Origin of the sequence: Bowmanella denitrificans (genome assembly GCF_039522935.1) — a bacterium.
Classification (GTDB): domain Bacteria; phylum Pseudomonadota; class Gammaproteobacteria; order Enterobacterales; family Alteromonadaceae; genus Bowmanella; species Bowmanella denitrificans.
In genome coordinates, this window is record NZ_BAAAEI010000028.1 from 40493 (window position 1) to 57409 (window position 16917).

General features: G+C 51.8%; 12 protein-coding genes. 5 read left to right on the forward strand and 7 right to left on the reverse strand.

Going from position 1 to position 16917, the window contains the following annotated elements; translation table 11 throughout:
- The first annotated feature begins 60 nt into the window (after positions 1-60).
- Positions 61-1110 (forward strand): alkaline phosphatase D family protein, encoded by a 1050-nt coding sequence (locus ABD028_RS20575; RefSeq protein WP_343847285.1) that lies wholly within the window; start codon positions 61-63, stop codon positions 1108-1110.
- Here ABD028_RS20575 and ABD028_RS20580 read toward each other — a convergent pair.
- Entirely contained in the window at positions 1107-5612 is a 4506-nt protein-coding gene (locus ABD028_RS20580) for a PAS domain S-box protein (protein ID WP_343847286.1), read from the reverse strand. The two genes, ABD028_RS20575 and ABD028_RS20580, sit on opposite strands and share 4 nt — an antisense overlap.
- 212 nt (positions 5613-5824) lie before the next feature.
- Between ABD028_RS20580 and ABD028_RS20585 the strand changes: the two genes are divergently transcribed.
- From ABD028_RS20585 to trmB, 3 genes are read left to right on the forward strand one after another with little or no spacing between them, the layout of a single operon-like run.
- Positions 5825-6781 (forward strand): ABC transporter ATP-binding protein, encoded by a 957-nt coding sequence (locus tag ABD028_RS20585; RefSeq protein ID WP_343847287.1) that lies wholly within the window; start codon positions 5825-5827, stop codon positions 6779-6781.
- Complete coding sequence (locus ABD028_RS20590; protein ID WP_343847288.1) at positions 6774-7544, forward strand: ABC transporter permease; 771 nt, start codon at positions 6774-6776, stop codon at positions 7542-7544. Before ABD028_RS20585 ends, ABD028_RS20590 begins: the two co-directional genes overlap by 8 nt.
- Positions 7544-8203: a tRNA (guanine(46)-N(7))-methyltransferase TrmB gene (gene trmB, locus ABD028_RS20595; RefSeq protein WP_343847289.1), complete on the forward strand. Its 660-nt coding sequence runs from the start codon at positions 7544-7546 to the stop codon at positions 8201-8203. Before ABD028_RS20590 ends, trmB begins: the two co-directional genes overlap by 1 nt.
- A gap of 4 nt (positions 8204-8207) precedes the next feature.
- On the opposite strand, the gene ABD028_RS20600 is transcribed toward trmB, so the two are convergent.
- The 4 genes from ABD028_RS20600 to ABD028_RS20615 all read right to left on the reverse strand — a co-directional run bounded on the left by ABD028_RS20600 (position 8208) and on the right by ABD028_RS20615 (position 13790).
- On the reverse strand, positions 8208-9317 hold the full coding sequence (locus tag ABD028_RS20600; protein ID WP_343847290.1) for a mandelate racemase/muconate lactonizing enzyme family protein: 1110 nt from the start codon (positions 9315-9317) through the stop codon (positions 8208-8210).
- Positions 9318-9325: 8 nt separating this feature from the next.
- Positions 9326-11221, reverse strand: a complete 1896-nt coding sequence (locus tag ABD028_RS20605) for a serine hydrolase domain-containing protein (RefSeq protein ID WP_343847291.1) — start codon at positions 11219-11221, stop codon at positions 9326-9328.
- A gap of 22 nt (positions 11222-11243) precedes the next feature.
- On the reverse strand, positions 11244-12422 hold the full coding sequence (locus tag ABD028_RS20610; protein WP_343847292.1) for a dipeptidase: 1179 nt from the start codon (positions 12420-12422) through the stop codon (positions 11244-11246).
- A gap of 222 nt (positions 12423-12644) precedes the next feature.
- Complete coding sequence (locus tag ABD028_RS20615; RefSeq protein ID WP_343847293.1) at positions 12645-13790, reverse strand: alpha/beta hydrolase; 1146 nt, start codon at positions 13788-13790, stop codon at positions 12645-12647.
- A 211-nt stretch (positions 13791-14001) separates the two neighbouring features.
- Between ABD028_RS20615 and ABD028_RS20620 the strand changes: the two genes are divergently transcribed.
- Positions 14002-14682 (forward strand): GntR family transcriptional regulator, encoded by a 681-nt coding sequence (locus ABD028_RS20620; protein WP_343847294.1) that lies wholly within the window; start codon positions 14002-14004, stop codon positions 14680-14682.
- On the opposite strand, the gene ABD028_RS20625 is transcribed toward ABD028_RS20620, so the two are convergent.
- Together ABD028_RS20625 and ABD028_RS20630 are read right to left on the reverse strand one after the other, a co-directional pair.
- Positions 14658-15809: a YkvI family membrane protein gene (locus tag ABD028_RS20625; protein ID WP_343847295.1), complete on the reverse strand. Its 1152-nt coding sequence runs from the start codon at positions 15807-15809 to the stop codon at positions 14658-14660. The two genes, ABD028_RS20620 and ABD028_RS20625, sit on opposite strands and share 25 nt — an antisense overlap.
- Positions 15810-15851: 42 nt before the next feature.
- Positions 15852-16898: an N-acetyltransferase DgcN family protein gene (locus ABD028_RS20630; protein ID WP_343847296.1), complete on the reverse strand. Its 1047-nt coding sequence runs from the start codon at positions 16896-16898 to the stop codon at positions 15852-15854.
- Positions 16899-16917 lie beyond the last annotated feature (19 nt).

Consider the following 16917-nt stretch of genomic DNA (forward strand, 5'->3'; position numbering starts at 1 on the left):
CGTTGGGATTACCTTTGAGTGCGCCTTTATGGCGCACTTTTTTATTTACGGAGAGCACCAATGTACAAGCCCATATTGTTCTGCTTCACCTTACTGCTAAGTTGCCAGGTAAGCGCCGGGGCGCCGACAAAGATCCTGTTCGGCTCTTGTGCCAAACAGGACAAACCCATACCGATACTGAATGCCATCAATGCTGAGCAGGCCGACCTGTTTATGTTCCTGGGTGACAACATATATGGTGATACCGAAGACATGGCCCTACTTGCAGCCAAATATCAGCAGCTTGGCAATAATCCCGGATTTAAACAGCTACGCGCCAATACACCGCTAATCGCTATTTGGGATGACCATGACTATGGCGAAAACGATGCTGGGCGCGAGTACCCCATGAAAGAAGCCTCCCGGCGTATTATGCTGGACTTCTGGCAGGAGCCGATGGATTCCCCGCGCAGACGTCAATCAGACGGTATCTATACCTCCTACACCTATGGCCAGGGCCAGGGCCAACAGATAATACGCGTCATAATGCCGGATCTACGCTGGAACCGCGCGGCGCTTCCCCATGTTAGTGAGGGCGAATATGAAAGTAAGCGCAAACCAGCCAATATGGGCCCCTACCAGCAAAACCAGGAAAATAACGCCAGTATGCTGGGCGAGCATCAATGGCAATGGCTGGAACAGGAACTGAAGAAGCCCGCCGCCATACGCATTATTGCCTCCAGTCTGCAACTGCTGCCGCAATTTACCGGCTGGGAGGCCTGGGCAAATTTTCCTGCTGACCGCAATAGACTGCTGCGCTTAATCCGCACAGCAAAACTGAACGGCGTTATGATTGTTAGCGGTGATACTCATTGGGGAGAGCTGTCCCTGGTGGAACAGGGCCTGGATTACCCGCTGTGGGAAATTACCAGTTCAGGATTAACCGAAAAGTGGAAAGCCGTCAGCCCCAATCAACACCGCCAGGGCGACTTCACCCATGAGGTCAACTATGGGTTTCTTGAAATCGATTGGCAGGCCGATGATCCTGTTATCCATTTTGGCTTGCGGGATGTGAACGGTCAGCAGGTAATCGGCCGCACCATCAGGCTTTCTGCCATTAGTCCCTATTAACTCAGCGAGTTGCCGGCACTCTTATTGCTGTGCTTTTGCAAGCTATCCAGGGCGTCCTGACAATGTGCCAGGGCGGCTGGAAAGTCCATGCTTTCCATACTCTGCGCCAGGTCTTTTGCCGTTGTGGGTAACAATATCAACAGCTCTGCCCGCAAACTCTCAAAAGCCGATAGTGCATCAATATCGGCACCTTCAAGCAATGTTTCCAACGTTTTTAGCCCATCATATAACTGCGCGGGTTCAAGATGCTGACTTGCGCCTTGCTCTTGTGCGGAATCGGCCCATTTCGCCAGTAGCGGGTATAACTGCTCTAACTGCTGCTTTAAGCTGGTGACTAAGGCCGGATAATCACCTTCCAAATTCTTACGCAGCAGGGTCTCTAATTGACTGCAAATCTTGGCCAACGCATTAGCCCCCAGCATGGCCGTCATGCCTTTTAGACTGTGTATCAAATCAGCCGACTCAATGGCGCTGTCAGTTGGACGCTGCAGAGGAAGTTGCGCCACTAAATCAGGCGCTTCCTTCAGAAAGTTTCTTGCCGCGTTAGCATATATCTGCTGACTATTGCCCAGACGCCGTATGGCTGACTGGCTATCCAGCCTGATTGTTTCGTTGATAATGGGCGACGGCTGAGACTCAGGCTGGTGACTGCCCTGAACTAAATTTCGCTGTATGGTGGTAACCAGCTTATCCAGTTCAAAAGGTTTGCCGATGTGATCGTTCATACCGGCATTTAATGCATCTAGCCTGTCCGATTCCATCGCATTGGCGGTCATCGCCACGATAGGCAGGTCTGTCATCACCAGAGTCTGGCGAATTTCCCTTGCCGCCGTATAACCATCCATTTCCGGCATCTGGATATCCATCAACACCAGATCAATATCATCCCGACGAGCGGCCAAAATGTCCACGGCGTGCTGGCCATTGCCCGCTACCTGAATTTTGGCCCCTTCCAGTTCCAGCAGTTCAGTTGCAACCTGCTGATTGGTTGGATTGTCCTCCACCAGCAAAAGACTCACACCTTTAAGTCTGGGCACTCCGGCGGTGATTTGTGTGCCCAGCCTGGCCGTTTTCCCCATGGCATCAGCAACAGCATCCAATAACATGGACGGTGTCACAGGTTTGTGTAAATGGGCATGAATCATTCCATTGTCAGTTCGACCTCTTTGCTGAGTCAGTTCGTTGCCATGGGCTGTTACCATAATGATCAAAGGCAACTTGTCAGGTGGATACATGGCACCGATACATTCGCAGGTTTCCCAGCCATCCAGACCCGGCATGTCCCAATCCATCAGCAATAAGTCATAAGGCGCAGAATGGCCCCCTTTCGCCATTTGGCTGATGGCCTGATCGCCCTGAGAAACACTGTCAGCCCGCCAGCCGAAAGACGCCACCATCTTACATAACACTTCCCGGGCACTGGCATTATCGTCTACCACCAGCACTTTCAGGTCTTTTGGCAAATTATGTAAATCGCGTTCTTCGGCCAACGTACAAGGTAAGGAAAAAGAAAACTCGCTGCCTTTGCCAGCTTCACTTTCTACATGTAACTGCCCGCCCATTTGCTGCACCAGGCGCTGACTAATGGCCAGTCCCAGCCCGGAACCACCAAAACGCCTTGCTGTAGAGTTCTCAGCCTGGCGGAAGCCGTCAAAAATATGTGGAAGCTGTGCCTTGGCGATGCCGATACCTGTGTCTTTTACCCGAAATTCGAGTTGTAACTGCTCATCCTGGCGCTCAATAATTTTGAGGGACAATCTAACTTCCCCCTGCTGGGTGAACTTTACCGCGTTACCCGCCAGATTGATCAGAATCTGCTGCAAGCGCAAACCGTCTAGCACCACACGTTTAGGGATATCGGCGCAGATATCAAAGAGAATTTCCAGATTTTTATCGCCAATATCTGCTGAAGCAATTGCGCCAACCTCCACCAACATGGTGTCCAGATTACAGGGCTGTGGGTCCAGTTCCAGCTTGCCCGCTTCCACCCGGGAAAAATCCAAGATGTCATTGAGGATACTCAACAGCAGACGGCCAGCGGATTCGGCCTTCTTAACATAATCCAGTTGACGGGTTTCGAGCTGGCTTTTACCCAGCAGTTGTAGCAGCCCTAACACCGCGTTCATGGGTGTGCGAATTTCGTGGCTCATATTGGCTAAAAATGCCGACTTGGCACGGTTTGCACTGTCGGCCTCCAGTCTGGCGGCCTGCAGTTTTTGTTCATAGGTGCGCTGTACCGTCACATCCCGGTTGATCCCCACTACGCGCACCACTTCCCCGCGGTCATTCCACTCCATGGCGGCCGACGCCTGAACAATACGCACCTCACCGCTGGGCCGGATAATGCGAAATTCGGGATTAAAGGTGCCGTTGCCTGCCAACGCTTCAGTCAGGCTCTCTATGGCCATTTGCCGATCATCTTCGTGTAACACCTGATGCCAGGTCTTGTAATTCAGAACGTGGGACTTAGGCAATTGGTAGATACGATACATCTGCTCGTTCCATTCCAGACTATCGCTGGCCACATCCCAGTTCCACACCCCCAACTCTCCCACCTCTACGGCTTTAAGGAGATGCTCCTGCATATGCTGCAATTCTGCCCGCGCCGCGACCTGTTGGCTGATATCCGATGCCATCCCCAGATACCCAGTGATATTGCCTTTATCGTCGTACAAACAGGTAACAGAAAGCTGAACAGGAAACTGGCTGCCGTCCGCCCTGACGTAGGTCCATTCATGGACATTTGCCAGCCCCTTTTTTGATTTACAAATGAACACTTCGAAACCAGGTTCTATCTGCTCTCCCAGTTCGGCGGAGAATGTTCTGGCTCGCTCGGCAATTTCTTTTTCCAGATGAAAAATAGCCGGGGTATTTTTACCTATAATGTCCTTTGCCTTATACCCCAGCATTTTTTCCGCTGCCGGGTTAAACATCACAATCACACCCTTGGGGTCCGCAGCAATGACTGCATAGCCAGCCTGGCTGAGTACGGCTTGCTGTAGCCGGTGTATTTCGGTAATTTCAGCGGTCTGACTGGCAACCCGCTGTTCCAGCTCTTCATTTAATTTTTGTATCTGGCGCTCCACGGCTTTTTGTCGGCCAATATCCCGCATAATGGCCGCCACCCCGACAATTCCCCGACCTTCTTCTAACACAGGGGTAACAGAGACGGACAAATCCACCAAACTACCGTCTTTACGAAGGCGTACCGTGTCATAAGGCAATACCACTTTACCTTGTCTAATTTTTTCCAGAGTGCGGCGGGATTCATCCAACTTGTCTTCAGGCACAAGTAACTGCAAATAGTCTTTATCGAGCACTTCGTCTCGTTGAAATCCAAGAATACGTTCAGCGGCCAGGTTCCAATCTGTGACCTTGCCTTCCAGAGTGGCACTGACCACCGCATCCTGGCTGTTGGTGACAATGGCTGCCAATCGGCCTTGCTGGCGATGTAACTGCCGACGCTGTTGCAAGTTAAGCCAATAGAGCAATACAAAACCACCAATGACAGCCATACCGGCAAACATGCCGGCAAACAACTTGCCCGTGGCCAGCGACGCATCACGATTCACTGTAGTTTTCGCAAACAGCATACTGGCAAGTACGTTCTGTTCACTGTCCCCTGATCCTAACTGGATGGTTTTCTGCACCAGGAAAAAGCCTTCTCCTTCCCGAAATACGGTTTGCTGGCCGGAATCAACTTCACCGGCACTGAATTCATCAGACCAACGCCAAGGGCGGTCAAACTCAAATGCAAAACGTCGAGCGCTGTCAGGGTGAAGCAGAAAGTCCCCCCTGGCGTTGGTCAGATACAGGGTTTTACCTGAAGGTACATCTTCAGCCATCACAGTGAGTAAGCTGCTGGCGTCGATGTTTAATACCATCATGCCAAAAGGCTGGTTGTTGTGGTCCCAAACCGGGGTGGCAACTCTCAGGGTCGGCCGATAGGGTTCCTCAAGTTGGCCAAACTCACGATTAAGATTGATCTCAGACACATAAAGCTGGCCAGGCTTTAATCTCAAGGTGTGTTGAAAGTACTCGCGATGCCCCTTGCTTTGCAATTCTGATTCACCAACCACTTGCAGACCGTCCGGGGTTCTATTTACCCTCACCAACTCCCGACCGTTATCTGCCACACCAACATAACGAACTTGCAAGACCAGCGGGTGACTTTGCATAAAGCCGGTAAAAATCTGCGTCAGACGACGTTTCCATCTGTCGCTGGTACTGTCTTCCTGAATATCCAGACCATTATTTTGCGCCGCCCTGACCAAGCCCTGCACGGGTGGCACGGAAGCAAGAAACAAAGTATTGCGTTTATAGCCGTCAACCGATTCCTGTAACTGCTCGGCACGCAGATTAACCTGGCTATTGAGCTTGCTGATATTGTCAGCGATGGCGTTGTCCCGCTCTCTGTCAACGTTCCAGATAAACACCACAACCAGGCCTACCAGCAAGCTCAGAACCAGTATCACCCGACCGAGGTTTAACAGTTTTTTCATTCCCTATTTCCTTGATGCCATTCCCGTACAGCTTATACCAAATACCTGAAATCCTCTTTGCCTTGTGTTAAACAACCGGTTGAGATGCTTTGTTGAACGCTAAATAGCGCAATTGGCCTGAATAAGGTTGAAAACTCAGCCTGCTGTCCCAATCATTGCTCAACTTAACGATTTCCATATCCCGCAATCCTGCTCACTCCAACAGGAACAGCATGACTAAACAAAAAGCGTTACAAATCCAAGGACTGCGTAAGACCTATCGAGGCGGCGTTGAGGCCCTTAAAGGTATAGATCTGGAAGTTCAGGAGGGCGACTTTTTCGCCCTGCTTGGCCCAAATGGAGCCGGGAAATCCACCACCATCGGCATTATTGCCAGCCTGGTCAATAAATCCGCAGGCAAGGTCGCGGTGTTCAGCGATGATATGGATACAAACCTGGTTAAAGCTAAGTCTCATATTGGCTTAGTCCCCCAGGAATTTAACTTTAACCAATTTGAAACCCTGTTGCAGATAGTGTGCAACCAGGCCGGCTATTATGGTGTGCCGCGTCATGTGGCCGTGCAACGTGCGGAAAAGTATCTCAAGCAACTGGATCTGTGGGAAAAGCGCGATATGCCTGCACGCACTTTGTCTGGAGGCATGAAGCGCAGGTTAATGATTGCCCGAGCCTTGATGCACGAGCCTAAAGTGCTGATCCTGGATGAACCCACGGCCGGAGTAGATATTGAAATCCGTCGCTCCATGTGGACCTTTCTGCAGGACATAAACCGTCAGGGTATCACCATCATTCTCACCACCCATTATCTGGAAGAGGCGGAGATGCTGTGCCGCAATATCGCCATAATTGATAAAGGGCGTATTATCGAAAACACCAGCATGAAAGGGCTTCTGGCCAAATTGAATATTGAAACTTTTATTCTTGATTTGCCTGCCAATAGTCTCAAGCCCCACCTGGAAGGCTTTACCTTCCGCCAGGCAGATGACCATACGCTGGAAGTGGATGTCCCTAAGGCCACGGGGCTGAATGGCGTATTCAGTCAGCTCTCCGAGCAAGGCATTCAGGTACTGAGCATGCGCAACAAATCCAACCGACTGGAAGAATTGTTTGTGCGCCTGGTGGAAGATGGTCGTGCACAAAAGGTGACTCCCGGGGAGGCTCAACATGGCTAATTTGCAGTTTACCGCCCTGAAAACCTTGTGGCGCAAAGAATGCACGCGTTTCCTGCGCATCTGGGTACAAACCCTGGTGCCACCAGCTATTACCATGAGCTTGTACTTTGTGATATTTGGTAACCTGATAGGTAACCGCATCGGCCAGATGGGCGGCTTCAGTTATATGGAGTTTATCGTTCCCGGCCTGATCATGATGTCGGTGATCACCAATGCCTATGCCAATGTCTCCTCTTCGTTTTTTAGCGCTAAGTTCCAGCGCAATGTCGAGGAGTTGCTGGTTGCGCCTTTATCTAACTGGATTATCATTCTCGGTTTTATTGGTGGTGGCGTGGCACGCGCACTATTGGTTGGCTTGATTGTTACCCTGGTGTCATTATTTTTTGTGGATATTCAGATTCACCATCCAGTGATGCTGGTGACGACGCTGGTATTGACCGCCACCTTGTTTGCCGCAGCGGGGCTGGTGAATGCCGTGTATGCCAAAACCTTTGATGATATCAGTGTTATCCCCACCTTTGTGCTGACCCCCCTGACCTATCTGGGCGGGGTATTTTATTCACTCACCTTGTTGCCTGAATTCTGGCAGTGGGTTAGCAAGGCCAATCCGGTTGTGTATATGGTTAACGGTTTTCGCTATGGCTTTCTGGGCGTGTCCGATGTGGGCATTGGCACATCCCTGGCAGTATTAGTCGGATTTAACCTGGCGTTATTCGCCACCGCCTGGCATCTGATCAATAAAGGCGTGGGGATCCGCAGTTGATGGGTGAATCAAAAGTCGTTACCAGTAACCAGAGCGGGCCTCACGAGAAGCTGGAAGAGTTGGTCAGACGGCACCTGGCCAGCGACTCGCAAAAGCCTTTCAATCAACATACTCTGGATGCCTTTGCCGAGGCTCAGACCTGGCTGGATAACTGGCAGGGACCACTGATCCTGGATTCCTGCTGCGGGGTAGGTGAAAGCACGGCCGTAATTGCCAGCCTTTACCCCGAAGCCAAAGTCATTGGCATCGACAAATCGGCGCTGCGTACCGCCAAGCATGAACGCGGCTATGCGGTGGATCAAGACAACTACCTGGTGCTGCGCGCCGACCTCAATGATTTCTGGCGTTTAGCGCATCAGGCCGGCTGGCGCCTGCAAAGGCATTTTTTGCTCTACCCCAATCCCTGGCCCAAGTCGATGCATGTCAAAAGACGCTGGCACGGCGGCGCCTCCTTTGCCGATATTCTCAAACTGGGTGGCACCCTGACAGTGCGCAGTAACTGGCCTTTGTATATTGAAGAATTTGCCCTGGCCCTTGGCATTGCCGGTATCAAGGCCAATCCTGAGTGCTATCAGGCCGAACACCCGATGACCCCCTTTGAACGCAAGTACTGGGCCAGCGGCCAGCAAAGCTGGCAATTAGAGGTGGAGCTGCCCTGACGGCCTATAAACGAATGCAATACGGGGTTCGTAAGCCGCTTTCGTCCACCTCGGCACCGTGGCCAGGGCGGTCGCTTATCTGCATAAGCCCGCCATGTTGTTCTGCGTAATGCACCCCGCCCCGGATGGGGTCCTGCCGGAACTGATACGCGGTATCCAGGTCGATAAAATGGATATTGCCCCTGGCCAGAGCCAGATGGGCGGCCGCCGACACGCCAAGACGGCTTTCGGCAAAACAACCAATCATACATTTAAGTCCTGCGGCTTCGGCCACCGCACTTATCTTCAGAGCAGTAAAAATTCCCCCGGCCTTGCCTAGCTTGATATTCAGATAGTCGGCCGCGGCCATATGAGCCAGATTAAGCGCATCAATATGACTGAACAGGCTTTCATCGGCACAAACAGGAATGGATTGTCGCTGCCTGAGCTCTGCCAGTCCCCTCACATTCCAGGCCGCCAGCGGTTGTTCCACATAGTCCAGGTTAAGGCTTTGCATGGCGCGCAGGCTGGCCAGCGCGGTGGGCAGATCCCAGCCCTGATTGGCATCAATACGGATAGCAATATCAGCACCAGCCAGTTCCCGTACTGCCGCTACGTGCTCAACATCCTTAAGGCCATCGCGCCCCACCTTCAGCTTGATAGCAACAAATCCTGCCGCCAGCACTTCCTGCGCCTGCGCCAGAGTATCAGCCACGCTAGTCTGCAGTCCTATAGTCATATCGGTGCGCAATTCCCGCAATTGTCCACCCAAAAACTGGTATAGCGGCATACCGGCCGCCTTGGCGGCGATATCATAGAATGCCATATCAAAGGCAGAGACAAGTGAAGGCTCACCACAGGTTGCATTGAACAGCTCACCTACCCTGGATTCTATAGCCAGCGCATCCTGCCCCAGTAAAATCTCCGCCAGTTGTGTGGCTGCCAGATAGTTGCTTTGCTGACTGTCACCAGTAATAGCTGCGAAGGGGCTGGCTTCCCCCCAACCATAAATGCCGCTGTCGGTGGTCAGCTTCACCACCACATTGTGCGCAGCGGTGATAGTTCCGCGTGGGGTACTGATTGCATGACGAATCGGCACATCCAGATTGGCAATATCAACTTGTATGATTTTCATATATCCGGCTAGCTATAATAGTGGAACCCCAGCAGGTTCCAGTGCAGGCAAAACCACAACATGGCGAACCCAGCCAGCGTTACCAGGCTATAGCGGATGCGAGCCCAGCTACCAGCCAACAGGCGATGGCGCCAAATCTGCACTGCATAAAAAGCATGGGCCAGTAGCAGCGGTACCGCCAAGATAGGGAAGCATAACGCCAAAATAAAAGAGGTTGGCAGGTTAAACATCAGCTCCGGCAACTCAGTGGTTAAGGCCGTCAGTAACAGAATAACAAACAACAGATTACTCAAGGCTAATCCAGCAGACGCCAGCCAGGCACGATATTCGATACCCGTTTGGCTGCGCCACAGACGCCACTGATACACCAGACGCAGCACCACACTGCAGAAGATAAGCAGGCACAACGCCAGCAACAGCAGATTAAAATTCAGGGTGTCTTGTAGTGGCGCTTTATAACTTTGCGCCACCCCCATGCCATCCACCACAAACCCGCTAATGCTGCCATCCGCATCCTGTTGAAACGCGATCTGCTGATAACCATCTAGCTGTCGGAACAGGTTGTGGTCCACTTCCACGTAGCGCTTATCACCAATCAGCAAGGTGTTGTCATCCAATGCCGCGACTTTGGTTTCGCCAAGCATGCGACGCAGGGATTCCGCCTGGCTATAGTTATTGCGCCAGCTATGGTAAGTGCCGATATATTTGTCTGCTCGCCCGGCAAAATCCGCCGGGGGTGGAATCGCCGCAACCGCTCGCGGAAAAAAGACGTCATAGAAGGATTTCACCAGGGCTTTGTGGGGTTCAGGGCCGCCAGGCGAGCCGCTAAAGGACGTAAACAACATCAGATTTTCTTGCCTGGACAAACCAAAATGCGAGAAGAAAATCAGCGTCGCACCATCATGGCCGTATATATCCAGGCCGTCGGCACCATACTGGCGTAGCAGTAATCCCAGTCCCATGCCACGTACCCGTGGATCATGGCTAAAGCCGTCATCCAGCATACGTTGCAAGGTATCTGCCTGCAGAATACGACGTCCGTTAAATTCACCGTCATTCAACAACGCACCGGCAAACTTGCTCATATCAAGCGCGGTGGTAGCCATCGCCCCGGCCGGGCCAAAGTTGCTCACCAGTTCATAACTGATTTCCTGCTCACCACGGGGGTTGTACTTATAGTTTTTGGCCATATGCGGCTGCAAATCCACTGGCAAAGGTTCTGCAAAACTGGAATGTTGCATATTCAGCACAGCAAAAATATGCCTCTGTACATAGTCATTAAAGGGTTGGCCGGAAACGTTTTGTACAATCAGCCCGGCCAGCGCGGTTGCCCAGTTAGAATAAGCCGTATGCATACCAGGGGGATTGACTCTTTGTGGCTGATATTTGGCCAAAGATTCGGCCAGCGGCATCAGGCGCTCAGGGTCGTCAACAATCAAATAGCCCAACCCACCGTCTTCGAAGCCAGCGGTGTGGGTCATGATGTGGCGCAGGGTTACCGGCTGACCAGGCCAGCTGTCCTCGATCTGAAATGACTTAAGATAGCGGTTTACATCCGTATCCAGGTCCAACCTTCCCTGCTCAACCTGCTGCATTACCGCCACCCAGGTAAAAAGTTTGGAGATCGAGCCAGGCCTGAACAGACTGGTGTCAGGGTCCACAGGAATGCGCTTTTGCAGATCTATGTAACCATAGCCTTTGGCAAAAATAATTTTGCCGTCTTTCATCACCATCACCACCCCGGAGGGGTTATGGGCGCGTTCCATGGTGGGCTTAACAGCCCCGTCTACAAAGGCTTCGACCACAGCAGGATCATTAATATCCAATGCCGTTTGTGCCTGAACACTGAGGGTGAACAAGAGCCCGGCCAGGAGATTAAGCAGAATAATGCGCTGTAACGTCATAACGATTGACTCCAATGTTGGCTCAGGCTTGCCAGATTTCACCCAGCACCCGTTTAAAATTGCCGCCCAGGATCAAGCGGATGTCCGCCTCGCCATAACCGCGACGCAACAAGGCATCGGTCAGGTCATAGATCCGCTTGGGATGGTCAAAACCGTCTGTGTCCAGCTTGTCTCTGAAGGCATAACTGGACTTATACTGGGCTTTCAACATATTCAAAAAGGGCGCAGGAATGTCATCATAGCCATCCATGTCCATATCCGACCCTACGCCGACGTATTCCACCCCCACCTGCCTGGCGATATAGTCAATATGATCAATCATGCTGACCAGATTGGTGGGCTCGCGATGACTGACAAACTGGCGAATACCGGTAATACCCATGACGCCGCCGGATTTCGCCATGGCTTTGATCGCCTCGGCCGACTTGCAGCGAATATGGCCTCCGGCAAGCTCACGCACATTGGAATGTGTAATCAGTACCGGCTTAGTGGACACATCGAAGGCATCCAAGGTGGTTTGGTCGCCGCAATGGCTCACATCCACCGCCATGCCCAGCGCATTCATGCGCTGCACCACATCCACCCCAAAGCTGCTCAGGCCACCGTCGTTACGGTCGGTAGAACCAGTGCCAATCAGGTTGCGACTGTTGTAGGTTAGCTGGCTGATGCGCTGCCCCAGGGTGTAAAACTGGTTAATATCATCCAGGCTACGGAAATGATCTGAATTCTGGGTGCCAACAATAAAACCCACCCGCTGGCCTTTTTTCAGATTGTGCAGATCGCTGATACTATCGATGCGTTGCAAATGCTGCGGATGCTCGGCCGCCAAGGCATTCAAACGGGCCACAAACGCTAACGCCTCATCCGCTCCCACTCCCACCGCGGGATGAAATACATCGGTGCCACTGGACAAAATCAGGCGCAGATACTTTTCATCCAGGCCATAGCCATCTTCCAGTTTGGGTTGTTTGCTGGTGGCGGCCTTTATGGTCTGCCCAAGCGGCGCCATCAGCGACAACATATCAAAGACCTGCGTGCTTTGAACTAATTCAATCACCTTGGCACTGTAGCGGGATTCACTGGCCGCAAAGACCTTGAAACTGCCCAAATTCAGCATAGGAACCGCAACAGCGGCGGCCAGACCAGATTTAAGAAAAGCGCGTCGGCTAAGTGGATATTCCGTGTTTCTCACTGTTTTCATTATTTTTCTCCAACACTTTGTGGGGTGGCCGAACGGCATGCCAGGTGTCAAGGGTCCAGCTTCACATGCCTGCCGTCCGGCCTGTCCGTCTCAGACAACAACCTGGCGATGGCTGTCTGTGGCAGTCGGACTGGTTACACTTTAACCGTACGCAACATCTTTTGTACAGCCTTTTTACATATTTAGGCTGCTTTATTTTCATTATGGAAGGGTTTTGCCCGCTCAATCCATCGATTGGCTACCTGAAACTGGCTGCAAGGCCATAGGTCTGACCTTACTTAGCAAGCTATATAAATACTTGCCTGGCTCTTCATTAATCACAAAGTGGGCGGAATGCTGGAATGCAACATATTCTTTATGCGGGGATTCGACCTGTTCGAACCAGTTTTTAACCAGGTAGGTAGGGGTTTGCAGATCGCGCTCGCCCTGAAAAATAAACATCGGCACGCTAAAAACATAATGTTGCGGGTACTCTATTTCATAGTGGTAAAGATCACGAATGAGTTGCCGGGTTGCCAGTGAAGGCTCGGAATTTGTGATAAAACTCAGCAGTTCACCGATGCTGGTATCCGGTGACAATACCGCATCCAGAGTCAAATGGGTGCGAAAGTCATCGGTAGGGTCACGCAACGCATAAATAGAACCAGCAAAGCGGGGTACATATTGTTGTATGGCCTGGATATGCGCCATTCCTTGGTCGGCGTCCGGCCACTGGCTAAGCGCCTCCAGGGCGTTAAAGGTGTCTATATCCCCTTGCTCTTCAGCCAGCACCATCATCTGCCTGCGACTGCCTTCAAATCCAGACTTCCAGCCCAGTGCCTGCCCAACGCCCACATAGGCAGACACCAGATCAGGACGTTTAGCAACAACGCCAAGACCGAGCATGCTGCCCCAACTATGCCCCACCAGCACCAGTTTAGATTGTCCAAAACGCTGGGTTACATGCTCCATCACGGCGACTGCGTCCTCGACCATAGTGGCATAGTCTGTCACGCTGGCGGCCTGATTATCAGCAATAGAGCGTCCGGCCCCCCGCTGGTCCCATTCCACCACGGTAAAATACTCGGTAAGAGGCAGTAATAAACGGTGTGATAACGGTGTAAAAGCGCCACCAGGACCACCATGTAAATCCAGTAACAACGGATTCGATAAGTCCCTGCCACGGACCCGGATATACTGGCGTACACCATTTATTTGCAGATAAAAGGATTCGTCTATGCCGCCATTATTGGTGTTAAGCCACAGAGCATTGCGATTTATCTCCTTACCAGCAGAAACCAGCTGATAGACGGAGCACAGCATACCCAGCACAAAAATCAGGGCGACCAATATTAATCCCAGAGGAGCCGATATTTGCCACTTTTTCATCCTTTACTCCATTGTGTTTAGTTACTGCCCACAGGGCCAGAAAGAAACACCATATCGCTTGACAAATCAATTTAACAGCCTTTTTACAATATATGGCTGTACAAAACACGGGAAATCATCAACATTCTCCGCAATCAGTAGCTCTATCGCTTGAATAGATGGGTCAGCTGGTGTATTAATTTTGAGCCTCAACCAAGGTCAATGCACACAAATGGACAAAAATAAAATTAACGATGCCACTGAGGCATACAATATCGTGATGGACGCCATAGTGACCCAGGCGCTGCCGCCCAGTCACAAGGTGTCTGAGAATATTCTCAGTGACATGTTCGGCATCAGCCGCACTATTGCCAGAAACCTGATAGAACGGCTGATTGCACAACAATTTCTGGTTTCCCTGTCACCGCGAATTACTCAGGTTGCACCTTTGACTTTGCTGGAAATCCGGCAAAATTTCACCTTACGTAAAATGTTGCTGCCCGAAGTCATCTCTCTGGCTGGCGCCAAGATTGATATCGAGCATATTCGCCAGTTGAACAAAAGAATTCAGGGCTTATTGCCGGTTAAAGACGACCAAACCGCTCTGCAGCTGTTAAAAATCAACAAGGAAATCAATCTGGCTTTTTGTGCCCCGGCTGGCTACCCGTTAATGAATGACTGGGTTCGGCAACTGGAAGACACCGCCATGCGCATTTACTGGCTGTATATTAAAACCCGCCAATCTTTTCCCTACTCTGGTGATCAACAAAACAGCTTGCTGGATCTCATCAAGGGTGACGAACCCAGGGCCATTCAGGCGCAGGTTCAGGATATGATTGCCCAGACCGAGGAGCGTATTTTAAACGCCATATTTTCACACAAGCAGTTCTATACCCAGGATCTGCTGGTCTGAGTCTTTTGGTCTTTAGCCCGGGTCTTGGGACTTCGCAAAATACGCACCAGTCCGAAGGTCAGCAAGGGCAGGATAACCACCGCCAGGTAGGCATAGGACAGCATACCGTAGCCCTTGGCAATCAGCGTTATCAGACCAAACTGTTCAGCCAGCAACATGGCCAGGCTTAAGCACCCCAGGGCAATAGCCAACCGGTAAGTTTTGGGTAAGGTTTTATGCCGTTCCTGGAAAGCACCAGCAACCCGTTCATTTATTGCATGAATAATTCCTGCGCCGGTTTCCACAAAAGTGCCGAACAAAATAAGCTGAAACACCACAAAGAACCATATAGCGCCCAGCCCCTGCAAAAGCGCTGTGACCGGCACCGGCGCACTGATAATGTGTGGATACTGGGCCAGCATCGCTATAAACACAAAGATGCCCGGCACTATACCAATTACGCCGGCCAGGGCGCCGGCCCCCAAAGCTTGTTGGCGACTGTGCAAATGGCGGGTCACAAACAATACGGCAGCCAGGGCATTAAGATTGTAGGCTGCATAGCGCACTCCGTCCCAATACCAGATGGTACTTGTGTTTGGTTCACTGTTGAAAGAGGCCGCAATATCGCCGCCAAAATCATGTACAACCCAAAGCAGAAAACCGGCATACACCAGATACAGTAGTACCGACCAGAACGTCAGCGCGCGCTCTATCACCCGGGTTCCCAGATAAGCCAGCAAGCCTATACAGGCCAGCAATATCAGCGTGCCCCAAATACCCGGCCAAGCAAATAGATCGGTCACCATCTTCGCTGCCGCAGAGCCAAGCACGGCCAGTACCAACAGGGCAATTAGCAAGTAGATCAACTCAAACAGTACCCAACCTGGCCCCAGCAGTTGTTTGAAGAAGCGCCGGTAATCATGGCTGTGGGTGAGGCGGGAAAACTCAAATGCAATAGCCAGCACAACGCTCCAACACAGGCCGGCTACCAACATGCCCAGTAGCCCGTTAACCGGGCCATGCACCAGAAAAAATTCGGCAATTTCCCGCCCGGTACCATAGCCGCCACCCACAATCACCGACTGAAAGACCAATCCTGGCAAAAAATAGCACTGCAATAGGTTTCGTATCCTGCCCGAATTAATCATCGCTTCCTCCCTGACTGCACCGGCTGGCTTGCCTCAGCAGCATCATGCCAGTTCGGCCTGACCATGCCAAACCCGTTGAATCTCATCCACTATGGAGGCGCAGCCATCGGTAAGTGGGTCGACACAAAGCAGGCCCGTTTCCTGTGTCAATGCCTGTAAATATGCCGTTCTTTTATGCGGCGCCAGACCGGAAGTATTTACACAGATACCTACACAGCGGACCTTGGGGTTGGTCAGGCGCGCGCACTGGAGATTCAACGCGATACATTCACGGATAGATGGCAACTCATATTGCTTACAGGTACTGATTTGTGTGCGGGTGGCGTCGTGGCAAACTACCAGGGCATCAGGCTGTGACCCATGCAGCAGACCGAGACTGACACCGGCATAGGACGGATTAAACAAAGAGCCCTGACCTTCAATCACATCCCAGTGTTCCTTGTGATTGGCGGGGGAGATCACTTCAGCAGCACCGCAGATAAAGTCTGACACCACCGAATCCACCGGAATACCGCTCCCGGCAATCATAATACCGGTTTGGCCTGTAGCTCTGAATGTGGCTTGCATGCCCTGCTCTCGCATCGCTTTAACCAATGCCAGAGCGGAGTATTTTTTTCCCACCGCACAGTCTGTGCCCACCGTCAGCAATCTCAGACCAGTGCGTTTTTCACCTGTGCCAATAGGTAAGCGTGGTGGCGCCCGGCGCACATTAATCAGGGCCGCACCAGAGGCACTGGCGGTTTCTACCAACCCAGGGGTTTCTGCCAGGTCAGTATGCAGACCACTGACAATGTCCATGCCCATGGCCGCTGCTTCATTCAGTACTTTGCTCCAATTAGCGCCGATACCGCCGCCCATAGGGGCAACACCAATAATCAAACTGCGCGCTCCGGCCAGCACCGCATTCTGAATACTGAGCTCGGGCACGCCAAGATCGATACTGCAGCCCGGCAGGCGAATTTGCCCCACCACGGCCTCTGGACACCATTGCACTATACCCGCACCAGTCTTGGCATAGAGCATTTCGGTGACATCCCCCAGAAAAACCAGATAAGGGGTTTTTAGCTGCACATTGGTTATTTGGTTCATACCCTGCTCTCTTCCGGAA